This is a genomic window from Arthrobacter sp. SDTb3-6, from assembly GCF_013376095.1.
Lineage (GTDB): Bacteria > Actinomycetota > Actinomycetes > Actinomycetales > Micrococcaceae > Specibacter.
Genome location: NZ_JAAMFN010000018.1, coordinates 23,183 through 49,976 on the forward strand (window position 1 = coordinate 23,183; position 26,794 = coordinate 49,976).

The 26,794-nt window shown below is 69.0% G+C and carries 23 protein-coding genes; 11 read left to right on the forward strand and 12 right to left on the reverse strand.

Annotated features, from left to right (window positions below):
- Positions 1 to 47 precede the first annotated feature (47 nt).
- Complete coding sequence (locus G6035_RS10365; protein WP_176617015.1) at positions 48 to 956, reverse strand: LysR family transcriptional regulator; 909 nt, start codon at positions 954 to 956, stop codon at positions 48 to 50.
- Between the two features lie 158 nt (positions 957 to 1,114).
- Here G6035_RS10365 and mmsB point away from each other — a divergent pair, with 158 nt between their 5' ends.
- From mmsB to G6035_RS10385, 4 genes are read left to right on the forward strand one after another with little or no spacing between them, the layout of a single operon-like run.
- Positions 1,115 to 2,041 (forward strand): 3-hydroxyisobutyrate dehydrogenase, encoded by a 927-nt coding sequence (gene mmsB, locus G6035_RS10370; protein ID WP_176617016.1) that lies wholly within the window; start codon positions 1,115 to 1,117, stop codon positions 2,039 to 2,041.
- A gap of 13 nt (positions 2,042 to 2,054) precedes the next feature.
- Positions 2,055 to 3,551, forward strand: a complete 1,497-nt coding sequence (locus tag G6035_RS10375) for an aldehyde dehydrogenase family protein (RefSeq protein ID WP_176617017.1) — start codon at positions 2,055 to 2,057, stop codon at positions 3,549 to 3,551.
- Entirely contained in the window at positions 3,544 to 4,794 is a 1,251-nt protein-coding gene (locus tag G6035_RS10380; RefSeq protein ID WP_176617018.1) for a CaiB/BaiF CoA-transferase family protein, read from the forward strand. The genes G6035_RS10375 and G6035_RS10380 overlap by 8 nt, the downstream gene beginning before the upstream one ends.
- A complete protein-coding gene (locus tag G6035_RS10385; protein WP_176617019.1) occupies positions 4,791 to 5,600 on the forward strand; it encodes an enoyl-CoA hydratase/isomerase family protein in 810 nt (269 codons plus the stop codon). Before G6035_RS10380 ends, G6035_RS10385 begins: the two co-directional genes overlap by 4 nt.
- A 179-nt stretch (positions 5,601 to 5,779) precedes the next feature.
- Here the strand turns inward: G6035_RS10385 and G6035_RS10390 are convergent, their stop codons facing one another.
- Positions 5,780 to 6,451, reverse strand: coding sequence for an ABC transporter ATP-binding protein (locus G6035_RS10390; RefSeq protein WP_176617020.1), 672 nt, complete (start codon positions 6,449 to 6,451; stop codon positions 5,780 to 5,782).
- A gap of 3 nt (positions 6,452 to 6,454) precedes the next feature.
- Entirely contained in the window at positions 6,455 to 7,912 is a 1,458-nt protein-coding gene (locus G6035_RS10395; protein ID WP_176617021.1) for an ABC transporter permease, read from the reverse strand.
- 162 nt (positions 7,913 to 8,074) lie between these two features.
- Here G6035_RS10395 and G6035_RS10400 point away from each other — a divergent pair, with 162 nt between their 5' ends.
- The gene (locus G6035_RS10400; RefSeq protein ID WP_176617022.1) at positions 8,075 to 9,148 is read left to right on the forward strand and encodes a peptidoglycan bridge formation glycyltransferase FemA/FemB family protein; all 1,074 of its coding nucleotides are present in this window, start codon (positions 8,075 to 8,077) and stop codon (positions 9,146 to 9,148) included.
- 256 nt (positions 9,149 to 9,404) lie between these two features.
- Complete coding sequence (locus G6035_RS10405; RefSeq protein WP_176617072.1) at positions 9,405 to 10,832, forward strand: threonine/serine exporter ThrE family protein; 1,428 nt, start codon at positions 9,405 to 9,407, stop codon at positions 10,830 to 10,832.
- Positions 10,833 to 10,869: 37 nt separating this feature from the next.
- Here G6035_RS10405 and G6035_RS10410 read toward each other — a convergent pair whose 3' ends face one another.
- On the reverse strand, positions 10,870 to 11,724 hold the full coding sequence (locus G6035_RS10410) for a siderophore-interacting protein (protein WP_371130963.1): 855 nt from the start codon (positions 11,722 to 11,724) through the stop codon (positions 10,870 to 10,872).
- A gap of 96 nt (positions 11,725 to 11,820) precedes the next feature.
- The gene (locus G6035_RS10415) at positions 11,821 to 12,576 is read right to left on the reverse strand and encodes a uracil-DNA glycosylase (protein WP_176617024.1); all 756 of its coding nucleotides are present in this window, start codon (positions 12,574 to 12,576) and stop codon (positions 11,821 to 11,823) included.
- Between the two features lie 143 nt (positions 12,577 to 12,719).
- Here G6035_RS10415 and G6035_RS20105 point away from each other — a divergent pair, with 143 nt between their 5' ends.
- Positions 12,720 to 13,019, forward strand: coding sequence for a DUF3263 domain-containing protein (locus tag G6035_RS20105; RefSeq protein WP_371130968.1), 300 nt, complete (start codon positions 12,720 to 12,722; stop codon positions 13,017 to 13,019).
- A 42-nt stretch (positions 13,020 to 13,061) separates the two neighbouring features.
- Positions 13,062 to 13,658 carry a LytR C-terminal domain-containing protein gene (locus G6035_RS10425; protein WP_176617025.1) on the forward strand — a complete coding sequence of 199 codons (597 nt, stop codon included), beginning with the start codon at positions 13,062 to 13,064 and terminating at the stop codon, positions 13,656 to 13,658.
- Between the two features lie 46 nt (positions 13,659 to 13,704).
- Here the strand turns inward: G6035_RS10425 and G6035_RS20110 are convergent, their stop codons facing one another.
- Entirely contained in the window at positions 13,705 to 14,244 is a 540-nt protein-coding gene (locus G6035_RS20110; RefSeq protein ID WP_176617026.1) for a TM2 domain-containing protein, read from the reverse strand.
- Positions 14,245 to 14,662: 418 nt separating this feature from the next.
- On the opposite strand from G6035_RS20110, the gene groL reads away from it, so the two are divergent.
- The gene (gene groL, locus G6035_RS10435) at positions 14,663 to 16,297 is read left to right on the forward strand and encodes a chaperonin GroEL (RefSeq protein WP_176617027.1); all 1,635 of its coding nucleotides are present in this window, start codon (positions 14,663 to 14,665) and stop codon (positions 16,295 to 16,297) included.
- A gap of 90 nt (positions 16,298 to 16,387) precedes the next feature.
- The gene (locus G6035_RS10440) at positions 16,388 to 17,350 is read left to right on the forward strand and encodes a ribonuclease HI family protein (protein WP_176617028.1); all 963 of its coding nucleotides are present in this window, start codon (positions 16,388 to 16,390) and stop codon (positions 17,348 to 17,350) included.
- Between the two features lie 58 nt (positions 17,351 to 17,408).
- On the opposite strand, the gene G6035_RS10445 is transcribed toward G6035_RS10440, so the two are convergent.
- From G6035_RS10445 to G6035_RS10455, 3 genes are all read right to left on the reverse strand, one after another.
- A complete protein-coding gene (locus G6035_RS10445; protein ID WP_176617029.1) occupies positions 17,409 to 17,702 on the reverse strand; it encodes a WXG100 family type VII secretion target in 294 nt (97 codons plus the stop codon).
- A gap of 109 nt (positions 17,703 to 17,811) precedes the next feature.
- Positions 17,812 to 19,464 carry a cell wall metabolism sensor histidine kinase WalK gene (locus G6035_RS10450; protein WP_176617030.1) on the reverse strand — a complete coding sequence of 551 codons (1,653 nt, stop codon included), beginning with the start codon at positions 19,462 to 19,464 and terminating at the stop codon, positions 17,812 to 17,814.
- A gap of 5 nt (positions 19,465 to 19,469) precedes the next feature.
- Positions 19,470 to 20,180, reverse strand: coding sequence for a response regulator transcription factor (locus G6035_RS10455; RefSeq protein WP_176617031.1), 711 nt, complete (start codon positions 20,178 to 20,180; stop codon positions 19,470 to 19,472).
- A gap of 264 nt (positions 20,181 to 20,444) precedes the next feature.
- Between G6035_RS10455 and G6035_RS10460 the strand changes: the two genes are divergently transcribed.
- Complete coding sequence (locus tag G6035_RS10460) at positions 20,445 to 21,062, forward strand: TetR/AcrR family transcriptional regulator (protein WP_176617032.1); 618 nt, start codon at positions 20,445 to 20,447, stop codon at positions 21,060 to 21,062.
- Positions 21,063 to 21,580: 518 nt separating this feature from the next.
- Here the strand turns inward: G6035_RS10460 and G6035_RS10465 are convergent.
- The 3 genes from G6035_RS10465 to G6035_RS10475 form a co-directional block, all read right to left on the reverse strand.
- The gene (locus G6035_RS10465) at positions 21,581 to 22,372 is read right to left on the reverse strand and encodes a class I SAM-dependent methyltransferase (RefSeq protein ID WP_176617033.1); all 792 of its coding nucleotides are present in this window, start codon (positions 22,370 to 22,372) and stop codon (positions 21,581 to 21,583) included.
- A gap of 114 nt (positions 22,373 to 22,486) precedes the next feature.
- Positions 22,487 to 24,145 (reverse strand): DNA repair helicase XPB, encoded by a 1,659-nt coding sequence (locus tag G6035_RS10470; RefSeq protein WP_176617034.1) that lies wholly within the window; start codon positions 24,143 to 24,145, stop codon positions 22,487 to 22,489.
- Complete coding sequence (locus G6035_RS10475; RefSeq protein ID WP_176617035.1) at positions 24,142 to 26,745, reverse strand: helicase-associated domain-containing protein; 2,604 nt, start codon at positions 26,743 to 26,745, stop codon at positions 24,142 to 24,144. Before G6035_RS10475 ends, G6035_RS10470 begins: the two co-directional genes overlap by 4 nt.
- Positions 26,746 to 26,794: the final 49 nt, after the last annotated feature.

A 26,794-nucleotide genomic window follows, 5' to 3' on the forward strand; every position in this document is an offset into this window, starting at 1 on the left:
TGCAACCGAGGGTTGGTGGATAACGCCCCGGTTGCAACCGAGGGTCGTCAGGCGGGGACGAGCTGGGCTTGGCGGCGGCGGGATTCCTGCAGGAACGCCGCCACGACGGCCTGCACGGCGGGGGAGCGCAGCGACTCGGGCCTCGCCGCGGCCCAGAACTGCACCGTTTGCGAAACCTCTCCGGGCAGCACGCGGACCAGGCCCTCCTGCCGGTCCGCCATGAAGGCCGGCAGCATGGCGATCCCGGCGTTGGCCCGCACCGCCTCGATCTGGGCGAACACGCTGGTGGCCTGGAACTCGGCCGGCTCGCTGGTCAGGCGGTGGTGCTGCTGGGCCAGTTCGGCCACCTGCAGCGTGGATTCCACGTAGGAAATGAATCGGTGTTCCTTCAGCTCCTCCTCGGTCTGCGGCAGCCCGCGGGCCTGCGCATACCCCGTCCCCGCATACAGGCGCAGCGTGTAGTCGGAGAGGAAAATGACCTCCGCCCGGCCGGCGTCGACGCTGCCGGCAACCACCTCCAGGTCCACCCCGGAGCGGTTCCGGCTCAGCCGCCGCGTGGCGCTGAGCAGTTCCACCCGGAGCATGGGGTGCTTGCGCTGCAGCTTAACGAGGGCCGGCGTGGCCACCAGCGCGCCAAAGCCGTCGGACGCGCTGACCCGCACCATGCCGGAGACGGGGTCCATGCGCTGCTCCACGCCCGCGGCCAGCGAACTCAGGCTCGTTTCGATGCCTTCCGCCGCGGCAACGGCCGCGCGCCCCAGCTCCGTCAGCTCCCACCCCTGCGGCGTGCGTTCCAGGGTCCGTCCGCCCAGCTGCTTGTCGAGTGCCAGGATGCGCCGCGACACGGTGGTGTGCGTGGTTTCCAGTGCGTTGGCCACGGCGGTGAAGCGCCCCAGCCGGGCCACCGTCAGCAGCACCAGCAGGTCGTCCGGGCTCGGAAACCTCTTGAAATCCATCGCGGCTCAACCCCCGTGTGTCATCGAAGTGCAAATTTGCACAGCCCATCTGCCTATTTCGGTCTTGTTTGCACTCTATCAGGGTGTGATGCTAGTCATATCCGGCATTGAAAACGGGCCGGGGCATAATGAACTGTGTAGGCAAAGGGGCTTTCATCATGGCAGTTGTGGCATGGATCGGTTTGGGGCACATGGGCGGGCCCATGACGGCGAACATGGTCAAGGCGGGGCACACCGTCAAGGGCTTCGACCTCAGCGCACCGGCGTTGGAGGCCGCCGTCGCCACCGGTGTGCAGGCGGCAGCCTCGGTTGAGGCGGCACTCGAGGGAGCCGACGTCGTCTTTACCATGCTGCCCAAGGGCGACCATGTCCGCAACGTGTACTTTGGGGACGCCGGCATCCTGGCCAACGCCGCCAAGGACACCCTCCTCATTGACTCCTCCACCATCGACATCGAGTCAGCGCAGGCCGTGCACGACGCCGCCGCTGCCGCCGGCTTCCGCTTTGTGGACGCCCCCGTCTCGGGCGGCATGAGCGGGGCGGCCGCCGGGACCCTCACCTTCATGGTCGGCGGGGAGGCCGGCGCCGTGGCCGACGCGTCCGGCTTCATCAAGCCGATGGCCGCGAACATCATCCCGACGGGCGGCGCCACCACGGGCCAGGCCGCGAAGATCTGCAACAACCTGATGCTGTTCATCAACCTGGCCTCCACCTCGGAAGGCGCCGTTCTGGCGGACCGGCTGGGCCTGGACAAGCAGGTCTTCTGGGACATCGCCTCCGTCTCCTCCGGCGACAGCTGGGCGCTGCGCACCTGGTACCCGGTGCCCGGCGTCGTGCCCACCTCCGCGGCCAACAACAACTTCGCCCCCACGTTTACGGCCGAACTGGCCAACAAGGACATCGGCCTGGCCATCGCTGCCGCCCGCAGCACCGACACGCCGCTGGAAATCGGCGAACACGTCCAGCAGCTGTTCCAGCGCCTCATCGACGGCGGGCAGGGCGGCAAGGACTGCAGCATGATCGTTTCCCTGGTGGACGGCTCGCTCCCGGCGGGCGAAGCGGCTCCCGCCGCACACAACGGATAGGAAGGCAACTCCCATGACCGAGGTTTCAACGAACGCCGCCGTCCGCGACTGGCCCATGTGGATCGGGGGAGAGGAACAGCCCTCCGCCGGCGCACAGTGGCGCGAGGTCTTCAACCCCGCCCGCCGCGAAACAGTCATCGCACGCGTCCCCGCCGGCACCGTGGAGGACGTGGACCGTGCCGTGACCGCCGCCCGCGCCGCCTTCCCGGCCTGGCGCGCCCAGCACTTCACGGGCCGGGCCCGGGCGCTGCTGGCCATCGCCGACGAACTGGAGCAACGCAGCGAGGAATTCGCCCTGCTGACGGCCCTGGACACCGGCAACGCGCTGCGCACCCAGGCCCGCCCGGAATCCACCACCATGGTGGCGATGTTCCGCTACTTCGCCGGGATCGCCGGGGAGGTCAAGGGCACCACGCTGCCCGCCGGGGACAACCAGCTGCAATACACGCGCCTGGAGCCCCTCGGGGTCGTCGCCGCGATCCTGCCGTGGAACTCGCCGCTGATGATCGCCGCGTTCAAGATCCCCGCAGCGCTGGCCGCCGGCAACACCGTCATCATGAAGGCGGCCGACGACGCCCCGCTCACCATCCTCAAGCTGGCCGAGGTGTGCAACCGGCACCTGCCGGCCGGCGTCGTGAACGCCTTGACGGGCCGCGGCGGGGTGATCGGCAGTGCGCTGGCCAACCATCCCGGCGTCGACAAGGTCTCCTTCACCGGCTCCACCGAGGTGGGCCGCGAGGTGGCCGGCGAGGCAGGGGGGCGCCTGGCGCACATGTCGCTGGAGCTCGGTGGGAAAAACCCGTCCATCGTGTTCCCCGACGCGGCCGACGACGACGAACTCCTCGACGGCCTGCTCCTCGCCTCGCGCTTCACCCGGCAGGGCCAAAGCTGCACCGCCGGCTCCCGCCTGTTCCTGCACGAGGACATCTACGACGACGTGCTCTCCCGCCTCAGTGCCAAGCTGGGTGCGCTGAAGGTGGGCGACCCGCTGGACGAGGCCTCCGACATGGGCGCCATCATCAACCACAAGCAGCACACCTCCATCACCGGGTTCCTCGACGAAGGCCGCGCCACCCCGGGCATGAAGGCGGTGCTGGGCGGCAGCGCACCCGCCGAAGGCCCGCTGACCGAGGGCTACTTCCACCTGCCCACCGTCTTCAGCGGCGCCCGCAACGACTTCCGGCTGGCCCGGGAGGAGATCTTCGGCCCGGTCCTGGTGGCCATTCCGTGGAGGGACAGGGAGGACGTGATCCGCATGGCCAACGACACCAACTACGGGCTGGCCGCCTACGTGTGGAGCCACAACCTGGACAACGCACTGGACACCGCCCACCGGATCGACGCCGGCTGGGTGCAGGTCAACCAGGGCGGCGGGCAGGTGGTGGGCCAGTCCTACGGCGGGTACAAACAAAGCGGCATTGGCCGGGAGGTGTCCCTGGAAGGCATGCTGGCCGGGTTCACGCAGACCAAGCAGATCAACGTCAAGCTGCGCGGGGTGACCAATGGGTGACGGCCTGCCGCTGGAGGGCGTGCGCATCCTGGACCTCAGCCGCGCGCTCGCCGGCCCATATGCCACCGCCCTGCTGGCCGATCTCGGCGCGGAAATCATCAAGACCGAAAGCATCAAGGGCGGGGATTCCAGCCGGTCCTGGCCGCCGTTTGAGGACGACCACAGCCTGTACTTTGACTCCGCCAACCGGGGCAAGGAGTCCATCGCGATCGACTTCTACAGCCAGGGCGGCCGGGAACTGCTGTGGAAACTGGCGGTGGCCTCCGACGTCGTGGTGGAAAACTTCCGCCCCGGCGTGCTGGCCACGATGGGCCTGGACCCGGAGGCGCTGCGCGCAGCCAAGCCCGGGATTGTCATCGCCTCCGTCAGCGGCTTCGGCGCCACCGGCCCGCTGAGCCAGGCGCCCGGCCTGGACCAGGTGGCGCAGGGCATGAGCGGGCTGATGTCCGTCACCGGCGCCGACGCGGACCACATGTACCGTGTGGGCGTGCCGATCATTGACATGGTGGCCGGCATCAACACGGCCCTCGGCATCGCCGCCGCCCTGGTGGGCAGGGACCGGACCGGCGTGGGCGCGGAGGTTTCGACGTCGCTCCTGGAAACGGGCCTGGCGCTGGGCGCGTTCCAGGGCCAAAAATATCTCAGCTCCGGCGAGGTCCCGGAGCCGCAGGGCAACAACCACCCGGTCCTGTCGCCGTACGGGGTGTTTGCCACGGCGGACATCCCCGTCATCATCGCGGTGGGCAACCAAAAGCAGTGGCGGGACGCGTGCGTGCTGCTGGGCGACCCGGAGCTGGCCGGGCATCCGGACTACGCCACCGGCAAGCTGCGCAACGTGAACCGGGCCGCGCTGAAGTTGGTGCTGGAGGGGCTGCTGGCGCACCGGACAGCCGCCGAATGGCTGCCGCTGCTGCGCGGCGCCGCGATCCCCGCCGGGCCCATCTACAACTACGAACAGGCGTTTGCGGACCCGCAGGTCCGGGCGCTGGACATGGTGCAGACCGTCCGGCGCACCGATGGTTCGGAGCTGCCCCTGGTCCGCGGGCCCATTTCCGTCAACCGGCAGGCGCCGCGGATCCGCAAGGCCCCGCCGGCCCTGGGCGGGGACACCCTCGCCGTGCTGGACCGGCTCGGGCTCAGCGCCGAGCAGGTCGCCGGGCTGGTGGACGCCGGAATTGTGCTGGCGGCACCGGGGGCCGCCCCCGGGACGACGGCGGACGCCGCGTTGGGTGCCGCGCCATGAGCGGGCGCGGGACGGGCACCCTGCGGGTTGAGCGAAACGGGCCGGTGGCCACGCTGGTCATGGACAACCCCTCGATGCGCAACGCCATCACCGCGGACATGTGGCCGCAGTTCGCCGAGCTGCTGCCGTGCCTGGAGGACGACGACTCCGTGAAGGTCCTGGTGGTGCGCGGGGCCGGGACGCACTTTTCCGCGGGCGCGGACATCGCCTCGGTGCAGGACATCCTCCGCGACCCCGCCACCGGCCAGCGCGACGGAGGGGACATCACCCTGGCCGAGACCGCCCTGGCCCGCTTCCGGAAACCCACCGTGGCGGCCGTCGACGGCTACTGTGTGGGCGGCGGCTGGCAGATTGCCGGTGCCTGCGACATCCGGCTGGCGTCGGAGAACGCGGTGTTCGGCATCACCCCGGCCAAGATCGGCATCGTCTACCCGCTCTCCGGGATCCGGAAGCTGGTGGAACTCGCGGGACCGGCCGCGGCCAAGTACCTGCTGTTCAGCGCCGACATGGTCAACGCCGTGGAGGCCCGGCGGCTCGGCCTGGCGATCAAGGTGCTGCCCATTGACACTTTCTGGGCCGATGTCCAGGCATTTGCGCTGCTGCTGGCCGGGCGCTCGCAGTTTTCCATCCAGTCGCAAAAGGAGCTGGTTGACGCCATTGCCGGCCACCTCCCGGAAGCCGACCTGGCCGAACGCAACTCCTACTGGCAGCGTGAAATGGCGGCCAGCGCCGATCCGAGGATCGGCGTGGCCGCCTTCCTGGCAAAGGAAACGCCAAGGTTCACCTGGCTCCGCCCCCAATCCTGACCGCCCTTCCGACGCTCGGTTGCAACCGGGGCGGTTAAGCCCGGCCCTCGGTTGCAACCGGGGGCCGTTCGGGGATCGCTCCCGCAATCTTGCAACCGATGGTTGGTGGGATGTGCCCCGTTTGCGCGGGAGGGTCGCGGGAAAACGCCCCGGTTGCAACCGAGGGCTGGTTCGGGTGGTCAGTCCTCCGTGAGCTTGCCGTGGGCGAGGCGGAATTTTCTGTCCGTCTGGGCCGCCAGGGCGTGGTCGTGGGTGACGACCAGGATGGTGGTCTTTTTCTCGTGGGCCAGCTGGCGCAGGAGGGCGATGATGAGCTCACCCGTCTCGTCGTCCAGGTTGCCCGTGGGCTCGTCGGCCAGAATCAGCTTCGGGTTGTTGGCGAGGGCCCGGGCGATCGCGACGCGCTGCTGCATGCCGCCGGAAAGCCTGTTGGCCAGGCGGCCGTGCATTTCTTCGCCCAGCTCGACCTGGTTGAGCAATGCACCCGCCCGCTTGCTGCGTTCGGCATGGGAGACGCCGGCGAACTCCATGGGCAGCATGACGTTTTCCTTGGCCGACAGGTTCGGGATCAAGTTGTAGGACTGGAAGACAAAGCCGATGTCATCGCGGCGGTAGGCGGTGAGCTTGCGGTCCGGCAGCGTGGAAATGTTTACCTCGTCCACGAACACGTCCCCGGAGGTCGCCTTGTCCAGGGCGCCGAGGAGGGACAGCAGCGTGCTCTTGCCGCTGCCGCTCTTGCCCAGGATGGCGGCAAAGGTGCCCTGCTCCAGGCTGAAGCTCACCCCGTTGACGGGCTTGATGGTGCGGTCCCCGGAATTGAAGGACTTGACTACGTCTTTGACGTTCAGCATGGCTTACTCTCCTCGCAGGACTTCGATGGGGCGGACCTTGGCGGTCAGCAGGGCCGGTATCAGGGCGCCGATGGCGGCGATGGCCAGGATTCCGACGGCGCCCAGCACCAGCGTCTGCCAGCCGACGGAGGTGCTGATGGTGCCAATGAGCTGGCTGGCGCCGGCAAAGGCGCCGCGGGTGCGGGTGAACCCGCCGCTGAATCCGCCTCCACCGCCAAGTCCGCCGCGGCCCCCGAACCGGCCGACGGCCGCGTTGGTGGAGGTGGTGTTTCCCGCCACGAGGGCGCTGACGATGGGGTTGGAGCTGAAGGCCGCCACGGCGGCACCCACCACGCTGCCCAGGACCACCAGCACCATCGCCTCGATGACGAACTGGAGGCCGATGGTGCGGTTGGACGCGCCGATGGCCTTGAGGACGCCAATTTCACGGCGCCGTTCGCGCACCACCATGATCATGATCAGCAGCACGATCAGCCCTGCCGTCACGAGCGAGGCGATGAAGGCGATCAGTGAAATGTTCTGCACGCTGCCCAGGGACGTGATGGCGGCCTGCAGGTTGTTCGAACCGGCGGTCACGTCGACGTTGGAGGCGCCCAACGCGCTGGTCAGCGCGGCCTGGGTGGAGGAGACATTCTCAATGCTGTCCACGACCACGTTCAGGCTGCTCAGCTGCCCGGCCTGGTCCACCAGCGTCTGCGTGGCCGCGAGGGGCAGGTAGATGCCGTTGTTGTCGAACGCGTCGCCGGCGTCGAAAATGCCTGTGACCTTCATGGTGCGGCTTTGGACGGTGAAGGTGGAGCCCACCTTCAGGGAATTCTTGGTGGCCAGGGTGGAACCCACCAGGGCCTGGGTTGAATTGGCGGCAAAGTCCGTCAGCTGCGAACCGCCCGTCAGCTTGATGGCGGTTCCGGCCGCCGTGGCCGAGGTGGAGACGCCCGTGGCCTGGATCGGAATGCTGAAGGCCGGACGGGTGGTGGTGCTGCCGGAGCCGCCGTCAGGGGAGCTGCCGTTGCTGTTGTTGCGCTGGCCCAGCACGCCGGGGTCGACGGCGGAGACCAGGCTGGTGGTGCCGCTGGTGCCGAAGCGGCCGCCCCTGGATCCGCGGTCGGCGCCGCCGTTGCCGGAGGCGGAGCCCGCGGAGGCGGAGTCCGCGGCCGCGTTGGCCAGACGGACGGTGAGCGCCTCGTTGACGCCGGTCACGTGGGCGACGGCCGCCGCCTTGGTGGCGTCCGCCGTCGTCAGCGGGTTGCCGCCGCCAAGTCCGCCGCGGGACCCGGCGGGGTTGACCATGAGGGTGTTGCCCACGGAGGCCTTGAGTGAGTCGACCTTGGCGCCCACCGCCTGGTTGGCCACCAGCATGGCCAGCGCGAGGCCGATCGCCACCGCCAATATGACCACGACGGCGCCGCTGCGCACCTTGTTGCGGAACGCGTTGCCCACGCTCCGGGAAACCACACCCATGTCCTGCTCCCTACAATTGTGGCTGCCCGTGCGGCAGCCGTCCAGGTGCCATCCTCTGGCCGCGGACCGCGTGTTTCATTGGGACAGGCTGTGCGTGGGATGTGAGAATCCGGCCCGCTAGACTTGGACCAGCGAACACATGCCGACACAATTGAGGGTCTTTTGCTGGAATTTACCGCCCGATTTGCCACTGCCGCCGAGATTGAGAGCTGGGACACCCTGGTCACGGCGAACCCCAACGGCGGCAACCTTCTCCAGTCCGCTTCCTTCGCGGCCGTCAAAAGGATCCACGGCTGGACGCCCCAGTTCCTGGCGTTCGACAGCGCCGAGTACACCAGCTACAACCTGGCCCTGGAGAAGGGGTTTCCGGGGCTGGGGCGGCTGTGGTACCTCATCAAGGGCCCGGACACCCGCGAGGTGGAGCACCTCCCGGCGATGATGGCAGCGCTGCACGCATTCACCCGGCGCGCCAGGCTCAACGTCTTTGCCGCGAAGATCGAACCCGACATCGTGGCCTCCCCGGAGGCCCGCGCCGTGCTCTCCGGGGCCGGCTACGTCAAGGTCCCCGACCTGCAACCCAACGACAGCACCGCCCTGCTGGACATCACCGCGGAACCTAACCAGCTGCTGCGCAACCTCCACTCGCGCGGGCGCAACGCCGTGCGACGCGCCATCCGCGAGGGGGTGGAAGTGGTCCGCCCCGAAGCGACCGAGGCCACCATGCGCGCGCTCTACAACCTCATGGTGGGCACCTTCGAGGCCAAAAATGCGGGGGTGGCGCGTGAGTTTGGCTACTTCCGCCAGTTCTGGTCCGAGTTCGCCAGCCGCGGCCAGGGCCGGTTCTACTTTGTGCACGAAAACGGGGTCCCGTCGGTGGGCGCCTTCGTCATCAACTACGGCACCAAGGCCACCTACAAGGACGGCGGCTCGCTGCAGCAGCGCTCCCAGTACGGGGATTCCCACCTGATCCAGTGGGAGGCCATCCTGGACATGAAGGAGCTGGGCGCCGTCCAGTATGACTTCTGCGGCACGCCCCCGTCGGACAAGCTCAAGGACCCCAGCCACCCGCACCACGGCCTGGGCCTGTTCAAGACCAGCTTCACGAAGACGGTCACGGATTTCGTCGGCTGCTGGGATGTGGTGTTCAGCCCCGTGCGGTATAAATTGTGGACGGTTGCGGGGGAAAGGGTGTTGCGCCAGCTGTACACCCGACGCACGGGCCAAAAGTTTTACTAGCCTTTTTGACCATGGACACGTCCGACGGCGGCCCCTCCGGCCGCTGTTGTGTCCGGTGGGGCACGTCCCCTGAGGAGAACGGATGAGCAGCAGCTCCAACAACCGGGACAAGCGGGGCCCGGCGAAGCGCGGCCCGGCGAAGCCCACCGCACCGCCGGGGGAGGCCGCGCTGTCCGGGCAACCCGAAAAGGGTCCCTCGGCCACGCGCGACGTCCCGGCAGCCGGGCCGATTCCGCTGGTGCCGGCGCCCCTGCACATGCCACCGCTGCTCCCGCCGCCGCGCCCCAACAAGGCCGCCCGCACCGTGCTGCGACGCCTGGTGCAGGGGGAGACCCCGCCCACGGCGCCCATGAACATTGTGGAACGGCTCGCCGGCAGCCCGTACGCGAACCCGACGATCCAGGTGGGCCTGGCCGACGAATCGGCGCGCAAGACCATCGACTTTGCGCTGCGCCTGGCCGAGACCATGTTCCGGTATGGTGCCGGCGCGCTGGAGGTGGAGACGTCCATCATTGCCGTCACGGCCGCCTTTGGCCTGCGCAACATCGAGGTGGACATCACCAACCAGTCGGTCATCATCAACTACGCACACCGCGACGGCGTGCCCATCACCTTGCTGCGCGTGGTCCGGTCCTGGACCAGCAACTACGCCGGCCTGGTCCAGGTCCACGAGCTCGTGACGGACATCGTTTCCGGCGGCGTGGCCCGGGACGACGCCTACCGCCGCCTGGACACCATCATCAAGCGGCCCAAGCCGTTCCCGCGCTGGATGGTATCCCTGGCCGAGGCGGTGTTCGCCGCCGCCGTGGTCGGCGTGATCGGCGGCGGCCTGCTGGGCATGCTGGTGTCCCTGGTGACCATCCTGCTCGCCGGCCAGATTGCACGCGTGCTTGGCAAATGGCGGGTGCCGGACTTCTTCGTCACCGCCATCACCTCCTTCATCATCACCCTCGTGGCCGTGGTCTGTTTCATGTTCCACGTGCCGCTGAGCCCCTCGATGGTGGTGGCCGGCGGGATCCTGCTGATGCTGCCCTCGGGGCGGCTGGTCTCCGCCGTCCAGGATGCCATCAACGGCTTCCCCGTTACGGCGGCCGGGCGCTTCCTGTCCGCATTCCTGACGTTTGGCGCCATCGTCTCCGGCATCGCCGTTGCCCTGGTCAGCGCGTCCATGCTGGGCGGGGACCGGATCAAGGTGGCGGAACCGATCGTCGGGTCCCTGCCGCTCTACATCGTCCTGCCGCTGGTCGCCGTGGCCACCGTGACGCTGTGCATCGCCGAACAAACCTCCGTGCGCCTGCTGGTGCCCACCATGGCGGTGGCGCTGGCCGGCTACCTGGCCTATTACGGCGGGATCGAGCTGGGCCTCGGCGCCCGTTTTGCGCCCGCCCTGGCCGCGATCGTGGTGGGCATCCTGGCCCGCATCATCGCGCTGCGGCTGGGCGCCCCGCAGCTGGTGGTGGCCGTGCCGTCCATCATCTTCCTGCTGGTGGGCCTGTCCATCTTCCGGGCCATGTTCGTCCTGACGCTCACGCCGGCCGACTCGGTGACCGGCGCCGTCGGAATCTTCAATGCCCTGGTGGTCATCCTTGCGGTGGCGGCCGGGGTGGTCCTGGGCGACAACATGGCCCGCCCGCTCACCAGGCCCCGCGGCCAGCAGGTCCGACGCCGCAACCGTCGCCGCTGACCGCTGCCGCCCTCCCGCACGGCTGCCGCGGTGCGGGCTAGAGGATCTTGCCGATGGGCTGCTTCTTCTCCGCCTGGAAGTAGTCCTCGGTCCGGCCGTAGGCCCAGTAGCCCGAGAGGGACACCTGGCTGCGGGCCAGGCCGCGCTGCTTGAACAGGACGTCGCGCAGGGCCTTCATGTACTCGCGCTCGCCGTGGACGAACACGTCGACGGCGCCGTCGGGCCAGGGGCCGCCGGCAACGGCGTCCGCCAGCAGCGTGCTCGCGTCCGGCGTGGCGCCGCGCCGGAACAGCCACACCACCTCGACGCCGGCCGGCGCGGCGATCGGCTGGATGTCCGCTTCCGTGTCCACCTCAAGGTAGGCGTAGCCCACGGCCCCGGCGGGCAGCGCCTCAAGGGCCGCCGCAATGGCGGGCAGGGCCGCCTCGTCGCCGCCCAACAGGTACCAGTCCGCGTCCGGGTTGGGCCGGTAGGCGCCGCCGGGTCCGGAAAAGATGATCCGGTCCCCGGGGGCGGCAGCGGCAGCCCACGGTCCGGCCAGGCCGCTGTCGCCGTGAATGACAAAGTCGATCGCGAGCTCCTGTGCGGCCAGGTCCAGCCAGCGCACGGTGTACGTGCGGGTGGCTGGCCACTGTTCCCGCGGCATGGTCTCGCGCAGCGCAAACACATCCACGGGCTCGGCATAGTCCACGCCGGGCTGCAGGAAGTGGATTTTCACGTACATGTCGGTGGCGTCCTTGGCTTCAAAGGCGGCCAGGCCGGGCCCGCCGGCCACGACGCGCACCATGTGCGGGCTCAGCTGTTCCGTGCGCACCACGTCCAGCACGAACTGGGGCCGGCGCTTCACGGCCGGGGCAACCACCGTTTCCTTGCCGGTGTCAGCGGAATTCACAAATCGCTCCTGGGAAAAGGGGGCGTCGGCAGGACCGCCCATGAAGTCGGGTTGTCCTCACGCTATCAGGGGCTGCCGGCCGCTGCCTGCAGGTGGTCAGGCGGGCAGCCGCCAGTCGACCGGCCCGCTGCCCTGCAGCTCCAGCGACGCGTTGATGCGGCTGAACGGGCGCGAGCCGAAAAACCCGCGCGACGCCGACAGCGGGCTGGGGTGGGCCGCTTCAATGATGGCGGTGCCCGCCAGCAGCGGCGCCAGCTTTTGTGCGTCGCGTCCCCACAGCACGCTTACCAAGGGCTGTTTCCGCGCAGCCAGTGCCTTGATGACGGCCTCCGTGACGCCTTCCCAGCCACGACGCCGGTGCGAGCCTGCCGCGCCCGGCGCCACCGTGAGCACGCGGTTGAGCAGGAGGACGCCCTGGCCGGCCCAGGCGCTGAGGTCGCCGTGCGCTGCCGGGGCGATGCCGAGGTCGGCCTGCAGTTCCCTGTAGATGTTGTTCAGGCTGCGGGGGAGGGGCCGGGTGGCCCGGTCCACGGCGAAGGCCAGGCCCACCGAATGCCCGGGCGTCGGGTAAGGGTCCTGGCCCACCACCAGGACCTTGACGCCGGACAGGGGCGCGGCCAAGGCGCGCAGCACCCGGGCGGGGGGAGGCAGGAAGGAGGTCCCGGCGTCGTACTCCCGGCGCAGCATGCGCCCCAGGTCCCGAAGGGCATGTTCCTGGCCGGCCAGGGCCGCAGCCCAGTCAGGTGACAGCAGCGCGAGCGGGTCCGTGCCCAACGTGTCGAGTGCCTGCAGCTGCGCGGCGTCCCAGGCGGCCGGGGAGGGGAGGTCAAAAAGACCGGGGGTGGAGTCCATGGTTCCATTCTCACCGCATCCACGGAATGACACGGCTGTCATTCGCCTTTATCATGGAAGAGTGGCGCGCCGGCAGGGCGCCGCAGCAAAAACCGGGCCGGCAAAAACCGGGCCGGGATGTGGAACTGAAGGAGTGTGCAGTGGTGCCAGCAGCCGAACCGTCGCAGCATGTGCCCGCCGCAGGGCACGGTGACGCGGCAGGGCTGGGCGAGCGGGAGGCCCGGATGCTGGCCCTGGAACGGCAGTGGTGGAAGTATGCGGGGGCCAAGGAACAGGCCATCCGCGACATGTTCGACCTGTCCGCCACCCATTACTACCAAATCCTCAATGCGTTGATCGACACCGAAGCCGCCTTGGAGCATGACCCCATGTTGGTCAAGCGGTTGCGTAGACTACGTACATCGCGCCAAAAGGCCCGGACCGCACGCCGGCTCGGAAACTGACGCACGCTTCCACTGCCTCACCCCCAAGGACAGCACTGCACCATGACAAATTACCCGCGGGACGAATTTGACCGTGTTCCGGAGAACTCAGCGCGCCACGGCGTCCACCGTGCCTCACTGGAGGTCGCCTCGCGCAGCCTGGTGCCGCTGATGATCTTCGGTGTTGCGGCGCTGTGTGTGGGCCTGTTGGCGTTCCTGATCGTGCCCAAGTTCAGCGGCCACGAGATGGCCGCGATCCCGCCGGCCAGCCAGTCCGCCACCGCCCCGGCCACGCCGCACAGCAAGCAGCCGGCCACCACCAAGGCCCCCAGCGCTGCCCCGAGCACCGCTCCGGCCCCGACGCCGTCGGCCGCACCGGCTGCCACGGTGGACAAGTCCACCGCCGTCGTGGTCTTCAACGCCACCGGCATCGGCGGACTGGCGGCCCGGTACAGCGGACAGCTTGCCGCGAACGGCTGGACCGTTGCACAGACCGGCAACTGGTCCGGCTCCCCGCAGGGCATTTCCTCCATCATCTACAACGGCGCGGCACAAAAGGCCAATGCCGAGGCCCTTGGCAGGCTGCTGAACATCTCCACGCTGCTGGACTCCGCCGAGATGGGTGTTCCGCTGACGATCATCCTCGGCCCGGGCGCGTAGGGGCACCACCCACGCGCCGGTGCCTCCTGCGCCCCGGTTGCCGGCGTCAGTCCTTGAGCGGAATGCCCCTCGCGTCCGTGCGGAAACCATCGTTGCCGACCAGGATCAGGATCCCCTCGACCAGGCCCCAAATGGCGATGGCCCAGGCGAGGGCGCCGAAGCTGATCACGGAAATGAGCAGTTGGATCAAGGCCTTCTTGGTATAGCCGAGGTAGAAGTTGTGGATGCCGAGGGAGCCCAGCAGTATCCCCAGGACGCCGGCTGCAACCTTCGACTTTTGCCCTCCCTGGGGCAGGCCGTAGCCGGGCTGCTGGAACTGCTGTTGCGGCTGCTGGTAGACCGGCGGTTGCTGGTATGGCTGTTGCGGCTGCTGGTAGACCGGCGGTTGCTGGTATGGCTGTTGCGGCTGCTGGTAGACCGGCGGCTGCTGGTATGGCTGAGGCGGCTGGCCGAAATAGGCTGGCGGCCCCTGGCCGGCGGGTTGCTGGTGCGGCGGCTGTCCATGGCTGGGCGGGGCAGGCTGGTCATAGCCGGCCGGGACGCCGGGCTGCCGGGCCGGATCGGCGGGGTTTGGGTTCTCGGTCATGGGGGCTCCTTGGTGTCGCGGACGTTGGCAGTTCCAGCGCCCCTGCGGCCGGTGCACGTGCCCCAGGTGCTGTGCTGACGACTTTCTGTGATTAACGCTAGCCGCTTATGCGAAACAGTGAAAGCATTCAGCGCCCGGCCATGCACCCGGCCAGGCGCCCCTGCGTTCGCCCGCAGCACACATGAAGGCCGCGCGCTTGCACTCTTAGGTGTCGAGTGCTAATTATTGACTTAGCACTCTGAGGTGGTGACTGCTAGATCCTAGCCAGCCGTCCGCCGTCGGAGGTCAATACCTTTCCTCCAGTGGTGAGGATTCCGGGGCAGGCGTGAAAGAGATCGCCGGCTTTGGGTCCGTCCGTCGCGGGCACCACTTGGGGAGCAGAGTCCATAATGACTGTCCCGAAAGGACTGAAGCCTACATGGCCAAGATCATTGCATTCGATGAAGAGGCACGCCGCGGCCTTGAGCGCGGATTGAACATCCTCGCCGACGCCGTCAAGGTCACATTGGGCCCGCGCGGCCGCAACGTCGTCCTGGAAAAGAAGTGGGGCGCCCCCACGATCACCAACGATGGTGTTTCCATCGCCAAGGAGATCGAGCTGGACGATCCTTATGAGAAGATCGGCGCCGAGCTGGTCAAGGAAGTCGCCAAGAAGACCGACGACATCGCCGGTGACGGCACCACCACGGCCACCGTGCTGGCCCAGGCCCTGGTCAAGGAAGGCCTGCGCAACGTCGCCGCCGGAGCAGACCCGCTCTCGCTCAAGCGCGGCATCGAGAAGGCCGTTGCGGCCGTCATCGACCAGCTGCTCGTCTCCGCCAAGGAAATCGAGACCAAGGAAGAGATCGCGGCCACGGCCTCCATCTCCGCCGGCGACACCGAAATCGGTGCCCTCATCGCCGAGGCCCTGGACAAGGTTGGCAAGGAAGGCGTCATTACGGTCGAGGAGTCCAACACCTTCGGCCTGGAGCTGGAACTGACCGAAGGCATGCGCTTCGACAAGGGCTACATCTCCGCCTACTTCGTCACCGACACCGAGCGCCAGGAAACGGTCCTTGAGGACCCATACATCCTGATCGTCAACTCCAAGATCTCCAACGTCAAGGACCTCGTTGCCGTCCTCGAGAAGGTCATGGCGTCCAACAAGCCGCTGCTGATCATCGCCGAAGACGTTGAGGGCGAGGCCCTGGCCACGCTGATCGTCAACAAGATCCGCGGCCTGTTCAAGTCCGTCGCCGTCAAGGCACCGGGCTTCGGCGACCGTCGCAAGGCCCAGCTGGCAGACATCGCCATCCTCACCGGTGGCCAGGTCATCGCCGAGGAAGTCGGCCTGAAGCTGGAAAACACCACGCTGGACCTGCTCGGCAAGGCCCGCAAGGTTGTTGTCACCAAGGACGAGACCACCATCGTTGAAGGTGCCGGCGACGCCGACGCCATCGCCGGCCGCGTGGCCCAGATCCGCGCCGAGATCGAGAACTCCGATTCCGACTACGACCGCGAGAAGCTGCAGGAACGCCTGGCCAAGCTGGCCGGTGGCGTTGCAGTCATCAAGGCCGGTGCCGCCACCGAGGTTGAACTCAAGGAACGCAAGCACCGCATTGAGGACGCAGTCCGCAATGCCAAGGCTGCCGTGGAAGAGGGCATCGTCCCCGGCGGTGGCGTGGCCCTGATCCAGGCCGGCGTCAAGGCGTTCGACGCCCTGGACCTGACCGGCGACGAGGCCACCGGCGCCAACATCGTCAAGGTTGCCATCGACGCACCGCTGAAGCAGATCGCCTTCAACGCCGGCTTTGAGCCCGGCGTGGTGGTTGACAAGGTCCGCGGCCTGCCCGTGGGCCACGGCCTCAACGCCGCCACCGGCGTGTATGAGGACCTGCTGGCTGCCGGCGTCAACGACCCGGTCAAGGTGACCCGTTCGGCACTGCAGAACGCGGCCTCCATTGCAGGGCTGTTCCTGACCACCGAAGCCGTTGTGGCTGACAAGCCCGAAAAGGCTGCACCGGCCGGCGGCGGCGACGACATGGGCGGCATGGGCGGCATGGGCGGTTTCTAAACCCCTGCTTCCCCAATGGGCGTCCCCTCCCACGGTGGAGGGGGCGCCCATTGGCGTTTAAGTGTCGGATTCATCTGAAAGTATTGGGCCATGACAATTGTTGCGGCAGCCGATGGTTCGGCTTTGGGAAATCCCGGCCCCGCCGGATGGGCCTGGTATGTGGACGAGAACTGCTGGCGGGCCGGCGGCTGGCCACACGGGACAAACAACATGGGAGAGCTTATGGCCGTCCTTGACCTGTTCAAGTCCACGGCGCACCTCCCGCAGGAACCACTGCACATCCTGTGCGACAGCCAATACGTCATCAACTGCATCACCAAGTGGATGCCCGGCTGGAAACGCAAGGGATGGCGCAAGGCCGACGGCAAGCCCGTGCTGAACGTGGACCTGCTGAAGGAGATCGACGCCGCCATCGTCGGACGCAAGTACAAGTTCGAGTGGGTCAAGGGCCACGCCGGCCACGACCTCAACGAAGCCGCGGACGACCGGGCCCGCGACGCCGCCACAGCCTACCAGGCCAAGCGCGAGCCCAGGCACGGCCCCGGCTTCCCCGGCGCCGCACCGGCCGGAGCACAGGCTCAGGAGCCCGTCCCGGACCCTGCACTGGCCCGTGCCCCAATAACGGTTCCTGCCCCGGCAACGGCCCCCGCACAGCCCGAGCTGTTTTCCATGCTCGATGACGAACCGGACCCCGCCTTCGCGCCCCACCCTGCCGCCGCACTGGAAACCGTGGTGGAACTGGAGCGGGAACTAATGGACCCGGCGGTCCGCTCCGACCCCCTACGTGCCGGAGAACTCCTGCATCCGGATTTCGAGGAGATCGGTTCGTCCGGGCGCCGGTGGTCGCGCCAGGAAATCCTGGCCATGTTCAGCGACGGAGAAGCTGCGGAGGCAGGCCTTGAGGTCCTGACCCTCAACCGGCTCGACGCGGCCACGGCCCTGCTGACCTACCGCAGCACCGGCCCGAGGGGGAACTCGCTGCGCAGTTCCATCTGGCAGCACGAGAACGGCCGCTGGCAGGTGCGCTTCCACCAAGGCACCACGGAGGCGTAGCCCCGCCTCCTGCCGGGGCTGCCGCCGTGCCGGAGGCAGCCCCCTGCCGCCGGCCGGGTCAGCGCACCGTGAACATGCGCGCGTTCGCCTCCTCCGCCTGGGCATACTGGGTGGCCGCCATGGACAGGGCGGAGTTGATGCTTTCCAGTGACGCCTCGACCTTGACCTGGGTGGTGTGCCATTCCTGAAGCAGCGCCTGGAAGTTGGTGGCGGCCGCACCGCTCCAGGTGGCCTGCAGGTCCATCAGGTTGCGCTTCATGCCGTCGACCTCCATCCTGATGCGGTCCACCGAGCCCTTGACCGCGGTGCTTTTGACGGCGAGGTCGTCGCTGTTGACGTTGAACTGGGCCATGGGGTCCTCCTGCTCGTGGGGTTCCACCGCGTGGAACGCTGCCTGGACCTCCCACGCTAGGGCCGCGGCCGGCAGGGGCGCCACCGCAGTTCAGGCATGTGTGGGCACCTCAGCCGCCGGATGCCCCTGTGGAGGAAGCATCACCCTGCTGCGCCGTGCGGCCGGGGGCGCGGCCGGCCTCCCGGGGCACGGAACTGGGCACGGAACGGGGCTCAGTACCGGGCCCGGAACCGGGCGCCCGCAGGGGCTCGGGCGGGACGGGACGGTCAGCCGACGGCGCGTCCGGGGTGCCGGCGTCGTCCGGTTCCGCAAAGGGGAGTTCGATGACCATGGTGGCCCCGCCGCCCGGCGTCGGGTCCACCCGGACCGTGCCATGGTGCGAGGCGACGATGGCGGCCACGATGGCCAGGCCCAGTCCGCTGCCGCCGGTGTTCCGGTCGCGGGAGGAATCGGCGCGGTAGAACCGCTCAAAGATGCGGGGGGCCTCCTCGGCCGAGATGCCCGGGCCATGGTCGCGGACCTTGATGACGGACACCTTGTGACCGTCCGCCCGTTGCGTTCCGACCATGATTTCCACGGGCGAGCCCTCCGGGGTATAGCGCAGGGCGTTGCCCATGAGGTTGGCCACGACCTGGCGCAGCTTGGCCTCGTCGCCCAGGGTGGGCGCGGCGGCCCCCGTGCCGCCGTCGAGCCCCACGACGGTGAAGGCGCGGTCCCTGGCCGAGGCACGGGCGTCCAGGACGGCGTCGTGCCCGATGATCAGCAGGTCCACGGGCTTGGGCAGCAGCGGGCGCTGCTCGTCCAGCCGGGCCAGCATGAGCAGGTCCTCGACGAGCTCGCCCATGCGCTTGGCTTCGCTCTCAATGCGGCCCATGGCCGTGCCGACGTCGTCCGGGGTTTGGAGCGCGCCATGCCGGTACAGCTCGGAAAAGCCGCGGATGGTCACCAGCGGCGTGCGCAGTTCATGGGAGGCGTCCGCCACGAAGCGGCGCATGCGTTGTTCCGACGCCGTCCGGGCCGCAAAGGCATGCTCAATATGGGCCAGCATGGTGTTCAGGGAGCCGGAGAGCCGCCCCACCTCCGTGGAGGGGTTTTCAATGTCGACGCGGCGGGAGAGATCGCCGGCGGCAATGGCGGCAGCCGTCTTTTCCACCCGGCTCAGCGGCCGGAACGAGCGGCTGACCGTCCAGTACGCGATCATGGTGCCCAGCGTGATGGCCAGGATGGCGACGCCGGTGATGACGATGGCCAGCCGCTCCATGGTGGTGTTCAGGCTCTCGTAGGGCAGGCCCACCACCACATAGCCCTGGTATTCAGGCCGGCTGCCCAAAAGGTTCGCCGGGCCGTAGTTGAAGCTTGTGGGTGCGACGACCGTGATCCGCCAGGGGGCGCCGCCGTCGGTGCTGGGCACCGTGAACTTCTTGCCGTTGAGGGCCGTGGCCTGCTTCAGGGTGTAGTTCGGATAGACCGGCTTGTCCTGGCCCGAACGGTTCTGGTCCGCCAGGTCCGAATCGGAATAGTGGAACCCCACATAGTAGTCAAAGCCGAACGGCGAGTGGCCGGTGCTTGAGGAATCCAAGGTGCCGTAGACGGCAATCGAGCGTTGAAAGGTGGTCAGCTGCGCATCCATCTGGTCCTGCAGGAAGGAGCGCAGCAGCAAAAACGTTGTGGCCCCCAAGGCCAGCAGCGACAGCGCCAGCAGGGCGCTGATGATGGCCACCAGCTGCGAACGCAGGGAGGCGTTCTTCCACAACGTGATCAAGGTGGCTAGCGCTTGTCTGCTGTCCGCAGCACGTAGCCCACACCGCGCTTGGTCTGGATCAGGGCGGGCAGGGAGGAATCCGTGTCCACCTTGCGGCGCAGGTAGGAGATGTAGGACTCCACAATGGAGGCGTCACCGTTGAAGTCATACTCCCAGACGTGGTCCAGGATCTGCGCCTTGGAGAGCACCCGGTTGGGGTTGAGCATCAGGTAGCGCAGCAGCTTGAATTCAGTGGGGGAGAGCTCCACGGTCTTGCCGGCGCGGCGCACCTCGTGGGCGTCGTCGTCGAGCTCCAGGTCGGCAACGCGCAACACGGCGTCGTCGTCCTCCATGGGCTGGGTGCGCCGCAGTACGGCGCGGATGCGCGCCACCACCTCGTCCAGGCTGAACGGCTTGGTCACGTAGTCGTCGCCGCCGACCGTCAGGCCGGTCACCTTGTCCTCGGTGTCGTCCCGGGCCGTCAGGAACAGGACGGGGAAGTGCCGCCCGGCCGCGCGCAGGCGGCGCGTGACGGTGAACCCGTCCATGTCCGGCAGCATGACGTCCAGCACCGCCAGGTCTGGGTTGTGCTCTTCAGCCGCGGCCAGGGCCTCGCGGCCGTTGGCGGCCGCCACCACTTCGAATCCGGCGAACCGGAGGGAAGTGGAGAGCAGTTCGCGAATGTTGGGCTCGTCGTCAACAACGAGCAGCTTTGCTTCAGGTCCGGTCTTCTTCACCGTTTAAGTCTCCGACCATTGGCTGGGAATAAACTGACTATTCTGTGGGTAGTTTCTGTCAGCATACGCCCAGCTTGTTCCCAGCGGCTAGTATGGAACGGTGAAAAATTTCCCCCGCCGTGCCTGGTGCGACGGCGGGTGCGGCTCCCGTGGGCGGCCCGCGGGTCCGGGCGGCAGGACGGCGCCACACACGGTGTTTGGGTGGACCGTCTACTGGCGCCCGGCACCCTTGTTTCCCTAATGGCATTAGGGGACAATGGAGACATGGAAAAAGTACCGGATCGTCGCCGGGTGGGCAGGGACACCACGATGGGGGAAATTCTGGGCGCCGCCGTCGAGCTGATGGCCCGTGACGGCGTGGCGGGGATGTCGCTGTCCGCAGTGGCACGCCGCGTGGGCATGAAGCCGCCGTCCCTGTACGAGTACTTTCCTTCGAAACGCGACCTCTACGACGCCCTTTTTGAACGCAGCGCCGCCGGGCTCCGGGACGCCGTGGCCTCGGCCGGCAGCCAGCATCCGGACCAGCCCGTCGCCGCCCTGCGCGCCGGCGCCCGCGCGTTCGTGCAGTGGTCGGTGGGCAATCCTGTTGCGGCGCAGCTGGTCAACTGGCGGCCCGTGCCGGGGTTTGAGCCCTCGCCGCAGGCCTATGTGCCCAGCCAGGAGACGGTGGCACTGCTACGGGCGCAAATCAAGCTGGCCGTGTCACGCAACGAGCTGCGCGCGTCCGCGGCAACGGAGGAAGCCGTGCTGCTGTTCACCACGGTGGTGGCGGGAGTGGTCTCACAACAATTGGCCAACGAACCTGCAGGCGGTGGGTCCGGACGCTATGCGCGGCTGGTCGAACCGGCAGTTTCCCTGTGGCTGGAGCACTACTCACCCTAGGAAGGAACCAGCCCGTTTCCGCCACTGCCATTCCGGCAGCCCAACGCGCCACCTCAGCAGCCCTTTGCCTTGCCGTCGTGTCCGGCATTGCCGGGTTCCTCAACAGCCTGCCGGAGGCGCTGTGGCACGCCGGCACGGACTGCGCCGATGGAGCTCCGCGACGTCGCAGCCCACCTGGCCGGGGCCCGGGAAGACATCCTCAGCGTCCGCGCCACGCTGCGGCACCGCCAACTTGGACGACGCCGGTACCCCACCTTGGGGCGTTGGACGCCGCCAACCAGGTGCAGGTGGAGGAAAACCGGGGCCTTACCCCGGCGGACGCTGCCGTCCGCTACGCAGCCGGGGCAGCCAAGGTGGCATGGCGGCCAGGGCTCGCAAACCCGGCTGTCCGGCGTAGGGCTGACTTTGCCAGCGGGCTCTCCGGAAGGACCCCCGATTCGGGGCTGCGCTGCCTGGCGGGCGACCCGGCGCAGGCGGACCGGCTCGCCGGAACTGCGCGTAGTGTTTTAGGCCGCGGATCAGGGCCGATGGGCGTAGATTTCCACCGGTGCCAGCAGGCCCGCGCGGAAGGCGTCCAGAAGATTGCCCAGCGCCGGCCCTGCCAGCCCCAGCGGGGCGCCGCCATCGAGGGCCCGCTCCAGGAAGGCGATGCCCTCCGCGAGCGGCTTGGCCTCACTGTCCACCTCGAGGCCCGCCTGGCCCATGGCATCGCTGTAGGCCAGGGGCGGCTGCGGGAACGATGTCTCCCTGGTGGCGGCCCACGGCAGCGGGTAGGCCTCGATCCCGCCGCCCGCCAGCATGATGTCGTACACGGCCAGGACGCCGCCCGGGCGCAGGACACGGGCGGCCTCGGCCAACAGCCGGTCCTTGTCGCGGATGTTCATGCCCACATGGATCACCACGGCGGCGTCGAAGGAGCCGTCCGCCACCGGCAGGTCCAGGGCGCTGCCTTGGGTGAACTGCACGGAACTGACCAGCCCCGTGCGTTCGGTGAGACTTCTGGCGGCCGCCACGAACTCCGGCGTGAGGTCCACGCCGTGCACGTCGGCACCAAATTCGCCGGCCAGGTGGCGGGCCACCCCGCCCAGTCCGGAACCGATGTCCAGCACACGCGTCCCGGCCTCGATTCCGGCCCGCTCCGCCACCCGCGAGGTGGCGGCGCGGCCGCCGATGTGGAGCTGGTCGGTCCCGCGCAGTTCCGCCGGCGCAAAGTGCGCCGGATCGCCGCCGGCGTTGCGCACCACGGCCAGCAGCCGTTCCAGGACGTCGGCGCCGCCATAGTGCGCGGCCACCGATTCTTCGTAATCCATGACGCCTCCAGCTGCTGTGAACCCCGTGGCAAGTGATCCTACTCCGCGACCCCAGACGCTCGGTTGCAATCGGGGCGTTTTTTCCCAACGCCCGGTTGCAACCGGGGGTTGGAGTTAGGGGGCGTCGATGATGCGGTACGCGTAGCCTTGCTCGGCGAGGAAGCGCTGGCGCTTGGCGGCAAAGCCGGCGTCGACAGTGTCCCGCGCCACCAGCGTGTAAAAGCGCGCTGTGCGGCCGTCGGCCTTGGGGCGCATGAGCCGGCCCAGCCGCTGCGCCTCCTCCTGCCGGGAGCCGAAGGACCCCGAGACCTGGATGGCCACGGACGCCTCGGGCAGGTCGATGGAAAAGTTGGCCACTTTGGAAACCACGAGGGTGTGGATGAGCCCGCGCCGGAACTCGTCAAACAGCCGCTCGCGTTCCCGCACCGACGTTTCACCCTTGATCAGCGGCGCGCCGAGCCGTTCGGCAATCTCGTCGAGCTGGTCGATGTACTGCCCGATCACCAGCAGCTGCTCGCCTGCATGCTCGGCCGCCAGCCGTTCCACGACGGCGGACTTGCTCTCGCTGGAGGCGCACAGGCGGTACTTGTCGGCGTCGTCCGCCATGGCGTAGGCCATGCGTTCGTCCTGCGGCAGGTCGATCCGGACCTCCACGCAGTCCGCCGGGGCAATGTATCCCTGCGCCTCGATGTCCTTCCACGGGGCGTCGTACCGCTTGGGCCCGATCAGCGAGAACACCTCGCCCTCGCGGCCGTCCTCCCGCACCAGCGTGGCGGTCAGGCCCAACCGGCGGCGGGCCTGCAGGTCGGCGGTCATGCGGAAGATGGGGGCCGGGAGCAGGTGGACCTCGTCATAGATGATCAGCCCCCAGTCGTTGTCATTGAGCAGTTCCAGGTGCGGGTGGAGTCCGCCGCGGCGCACCGTCAGCACCTGGTAGGTGGCGATGGTGACGGGCCGGACCTCCTTGGCGGATCCGGAGTATTCGCCAATCTCAGCCTCCGTCAGGGACGTCCGTTTCAGCAGCTCGGCTTTCCACTGCCGGGCGGAGACGGTGTTGGTGACCAGGATCAGGGTGGTGGTGCCGGAGACGGCCATGGCCGCGGCGCCCACAATGGTCTTCCCGGCCCCGCAGGGCAGCACCACCACGCCCGAGCCGCCCGCGCAAAAGTTCTCCACGGCCAGGTTTTGGTAGGGGCGCAGCGACCACGCCCCGTCCTTGGGCGGCACGGCGTCGGCATCCCCGGCGGTCAGGGCAATGGGGTGCGGGGTGCCGTCAACGTAGCCGGCCAGGTCCTCCGCGGGCCAGCCGGCCCGGAGCAGCAGCTGCTTGAGCGCCCCGCGCTGGGAGGAGTGCACCACCACTGTCAGCGGGTCGATCCGCGGCCCCAGCAGAGGGCCGATCTTCTTGGCGTGGACCACCTCCTCCAACACGGGAAAATCGGTGGTGCGCATGACCAGCCCGTGGACGGGGTCCTTTTCCAGGCGCAGCCGCCCGTACCGGGACATGACCTCCGCAATGTCGATCAGCAGCGGATGCGGCACGGGGAAGCGCGAGTACTTCAGCAGCGTGTCCAGGACCTGCTCGGCGTCCAGCCCGGCGGCCCGCGCGTTCCACAGGCCCAGCGGCGTGATCCGGTAGCTGTGCATGTGTTCCGGCGCGCGCTCCAGCTCGGCAAAGGCCGCAATGGCGTGCCTTGCCTCGGTGGCCTGCGGGTGCGCCGTCTCCAGCAGGATGGTCTTGTCGCTTTGGACTATCAACGGCCCGTCGTTCATGCCCTGCCCTTCGTCCCTGTGCCTTCGATCAATTCCACGTCCATGACCCTGTGGAGGCTGAAAACGCGTTCGCTGTCCCGCCCGGGGTCGAACGCCCGCACCCGCCCCTCCGCGACGGTCGACGGGTGCACGCGCAGCCTTTCAGGCCGGCCTTCGCCGCTGACGGTGGTCAGCCAGACATCGGCCCTGTCCCGGATGGCGCGCTGCAGCTGCTCCCGGACCAGGGCGGGCGCAGCCTCCCCCCGCCCCGGCGTCCATGCCGGACGGCTGCGCAGCACGGCCAGCTGTGCCTCTGCCGCACCCCGGGGATGGCCGACGCCGTTCCCCGCCTCCCGCCGTTGGGCGGCCGCCGCGCCGTCCCCCGGGGTTTCGGCGGCGGGGGTTTGGGCGGCGGGGTCCCCGGCGTCGGGTGCATCGTCGGTCCTGCCTGCATCCGTCCCGTATTCGGCGGCCAGCAGGCGGGCGGCCTCGTACGGTGCCAATGCCTGGTGCGGTACGGCAGGGGCGGCGCGCCAGGCCCTGCCGGCGGGCCGGTCCGGTTCCGCCGCGGCCAGGTCCCCGGACAGGGAAGGGGAGTGCCCGGCGTCGAGCATTTCCCGGGCCAGGTCGGCCGGCGCCAGGGCAGAGACGGCCACGGTGGGCGAGACGGCCGTGAGCTGCAGGCGGGCGGCCCGGTCCCCGGCCAACAGCTCCGCCATCAGCGCCGGATCCTCCGTGCTCACCACGGCCGAGGCGGCGCCCAACGTGAAACGGCCGTGGCGTGAGTCGGCATCCGCAATGAGGTACGCCAGCGGCTGCGGCACGGACGTGGCCGAGTGCGCGGCCAGGAACTCCATGATCCCGGCCCCGGTGCGGCCGGCGGCCAGGGCCCGCCGGATCGAGGCGGGCGTGAAGCGGTACACGCCCGCCGTGCCCCGGCCCTCCGGCTCGGCGAGCAGGGACAGCTCCGCGGAGAGGGCCGGCGAGAGGTAGCCCGGCGCCACGGCGGTGAGGTCGCCCTGCAACAGGACATGTTCCACCGGGTCCGGCAGGGCGGCGGCCAGCAGGTCCAGGGCGCCGTCCCAGTCGCGCTCGATCACGGCCAGGCCCAGTTCCGTCAGCGCGGAGGCCCCGGTCAGGCCCAGGATCTCGGCCTCGGCCAGGAAACCGGCCAGGGCCCTGGCGATCCGGCGGGCCGGGCGCGGGTGGTGCCAGGCGTAATGCTCCAGGACCTGTTCCGGGGTGGGTGCCGGAACCATGCCGGGCTGTGCAGGAGCCTGCTGCTCCGTCGGGGCCGTTGGGGCGTTCGCTGCAGTGCCCCGGTGCAGGGTGGCGAGCACCTGCAGGGAGGTGGCGCGCAGTGCCGGCGCGTCCGCGCGGTGCGCCTCGCCGGCCAGCACGTTGACGGCAGGGGAGCCGGTGCCCACGAGCGAGGGCAGCCGGGCGGCGTCGAGCCAGGCGGAGGCCAGCCACAGCCACTGCTCGGCGCGGTCGCGCGGGCGCCAGCCCGACGCCGTGGCCTTCCACAGCGAGGTGTCCGGATCCAGCGTGATGAGCTTCGCCATGGCAGCCAACTCCAGATAAAAGTACGACTGTGCCATTTCAATTTCGAGGTCCCTGGCCAGGGCGCGCACGGCCCGCACGCCAACCCCTCCGGCCCGCAACGTGGCCAGCGGCGCGCCTTCCACGGAATCCAGCAGCCGGCCCATTGTCCGCAGCACGGCGGCGACCGCTCCCAAGGCCGCGTTGTCGCGCAACGCAGTGCGGACCTGCGCAACGGGGGTGCCGGGCGGTTCGGGTGCAAAGCGGGCCACCACCTTGCCGTGCCGCAGCAGCAGGCCCACCTCGCGGGGCAGCTCCACGTGGTCGTCGTCGACGGGAACCAGCAGGCCGTGCCCCAGCAGCCAGTTGACGGCCCCGCCTCCTTCTCCGGGGTCACACGGGCTGTCCGGGCCGCCGGGGTCGCGCAGGGCATGCCCCACCCGGCCCAGGGGGCCGGCGCCAAACTTGGCCAGCAGTTCCGCGGTGCCATCCGGTGCGCCCGCCAGCAACCGGGCAGGGTCCGTGTAAGAGCAGAGGTGGCGGTGCAGCGCAGCCGCGGGCCCGGCCGTCGTGCCGGGCAGCTGCAGGGCCGCCGCGATCCCGGCCAGCCGGTCCCGGCAGCCGGGGAGGGAATCGGCCAGTTCGGCATAGCTGCGTCCCAGACCGGCCGGGTGTGCGCCCAACACCTCACGCAGCGAGGTGACGGGCAGGAAAAGCCGGGGGCCGGCGTCGTCCGTCCCCCGGGGTGTAGGGAGCACCAGGGCCAGCCCGTGCAGTTCCGCGAGGAGCGCCTCCACATCCCCGGGCGTGGCGCCGCCCACGGCGTCGGCCAGCTGTTCGGCGGTGGCGCCCGACTCGGGACCGGCCGTGACCACCAGTGCGGTCAGGACCTGCAGCTGCGGCTGGTTCAGCCGGTCCAGGGCGCGTGAGAGCCCGGCCCGGCTGGAGGCACGGGCGGCGAGGGCGGCGAAATCGGCGGCCGGGGGATCCATCAGCTCCGGGCGCAGCGAAAGCAGCCGCAGCAGCGAGGGATCGGGCCGGGCAGCAAGGTCGGAAATCAGGAGCCGCAAGGTGGACATCAGCTCAACGCTACCGCGAAAAGCCGCCGCGGGACCGCCGGTGCGGGGA

Excerpts from the sequence above, each read along its gene's own strand:
- G6035_RS10365 (WP_176617015.1), bottom strand. The coding sequence starts at position 956 with ATGGATTTCAAGAGGTTTCCGAGCCCGGACGACCTGCTGGTGCTGCTG.
- mmsB (WP_176617016.1), top strand. The coding sequence starts at position 1,115 with ATGGCAGTTGTGGCATGGATCGGTTTGGGGCACATGGGCGGGCCCATG.
- G6035_RS10375 (WP_176617017.1), top strand. The coding sequence starts at position 2,055 with ATGACCGAGGTTTCAACGAACGCCGCCGTCCGCGACTGGCCCATGTGG.
- G6035_RS10380 (WP_176617018.1), top strand. The coding sequence starts at position 3,544 with ATGGGTGACGGCCTGCCGCTGGAGGGCGTGCGCATCCTGGACCTCAGC.
- G6035_RS10385 (WP_176617019.1), top strand. The coding sequence starts at position 4,791 with ATGAGCGGGCGCGGGACGGGCACCCTGCGGGTTGAGCGAAACGGGCCG.
- G6035_RS10390 (WP_176617020.1), bottom strand. The coding sequence starts at position 6,451 with ATGCTGAACGTCAAAGACGTAGTCAAGTCCTTCAATTCCGGGGACCGC.
- G6035_RS10395 (WP_176617021.1), bottom strand. The coding sequence starts at position 7,912 with ATGGGTGTGGTTTCCCGGAGCGTGGGCAACGCGTTCCGCAACAAGGTG.
- G6035_RS10405 (WP_176617072.1), top strand. The coding sequence starts at position 9,405 with ATGCCACCGCTGCTCCCGCCGCCGCGCCCCAACAAGGCCGCCCGCACC.
- G6035_RS10415 (WP_176617024.1), bottom strand. The coding sequence starts at position 12,576 with ATGGACTCCACCCCCGGTCTTTTTGACCTCCCCTCCCCGGCCGCCTGG.
- G6035_RS10425 (WP_176617025.1), top strand. The coding sequence starts at position 13,062 with ATGACAAATTACCCGCGGGACGAATTTGACCGTGTTCCGGAGAACTCA.
- G6035_RS20110 (WP_176617026.1), bottom strand. The coding sequence starts at position 14,244 with ATGACCGAGAACCCAAACCCCGCCGATCCGGCCCGGCAGCCCGGCGTC.
- groL (WP_176617027.1), top strand. The coding sequence starts at position 14,663 with ATGGCCAAGATCATTGCATTCGATGAAGAGGCACGCCGCGGCCTTGAG.
- G6035_RS10440 (WP_176617028.1), top strand. The coding sequence starts at position 16,388 with ATGACAATTGTTGCGGCAGCCGATGGTTCGGCTTTGGGAAATCCCGGC.
- G6035_RS10445 (WP_176617029.1), bottom strand. The coding sequence starts at position 17,702 with ATGGCCCAGTTCAACGTCAACAGCGACGACCTCGCCGTCAAAAGCACC.
- G6035_RS10460 (WP_176617032.1), top strand. The coding sequence starts at position 20,445 with ATGGAAAAAGTACCGGATCGTCGCCGGGTGGGCAGGGACACCACGATG.
- G6035_RS10465 (WP_176617033.1), bottom strand. The coding sequence starts at position 22,372 with ATGGATTACGAAGAATCGGTGGCCGCGCACTATGGCGGCGCCGACGTC.
- G6035_RS10470 (WP_176617034.1), bottom strand. The coding sequence starts at position 24,145 with ATGAACGACGGGCCGTTGATAGTCCAAAGCGACAAGACCATCCTGCTG.
- G6035_RS10475 (WP_176617035.1), bottom strand. The coding sequence starts at position 26,745 with ATGTCCACCTTGCGGCTCCTGATTTCCGACCTTGCTGCCCGGCCCGAT.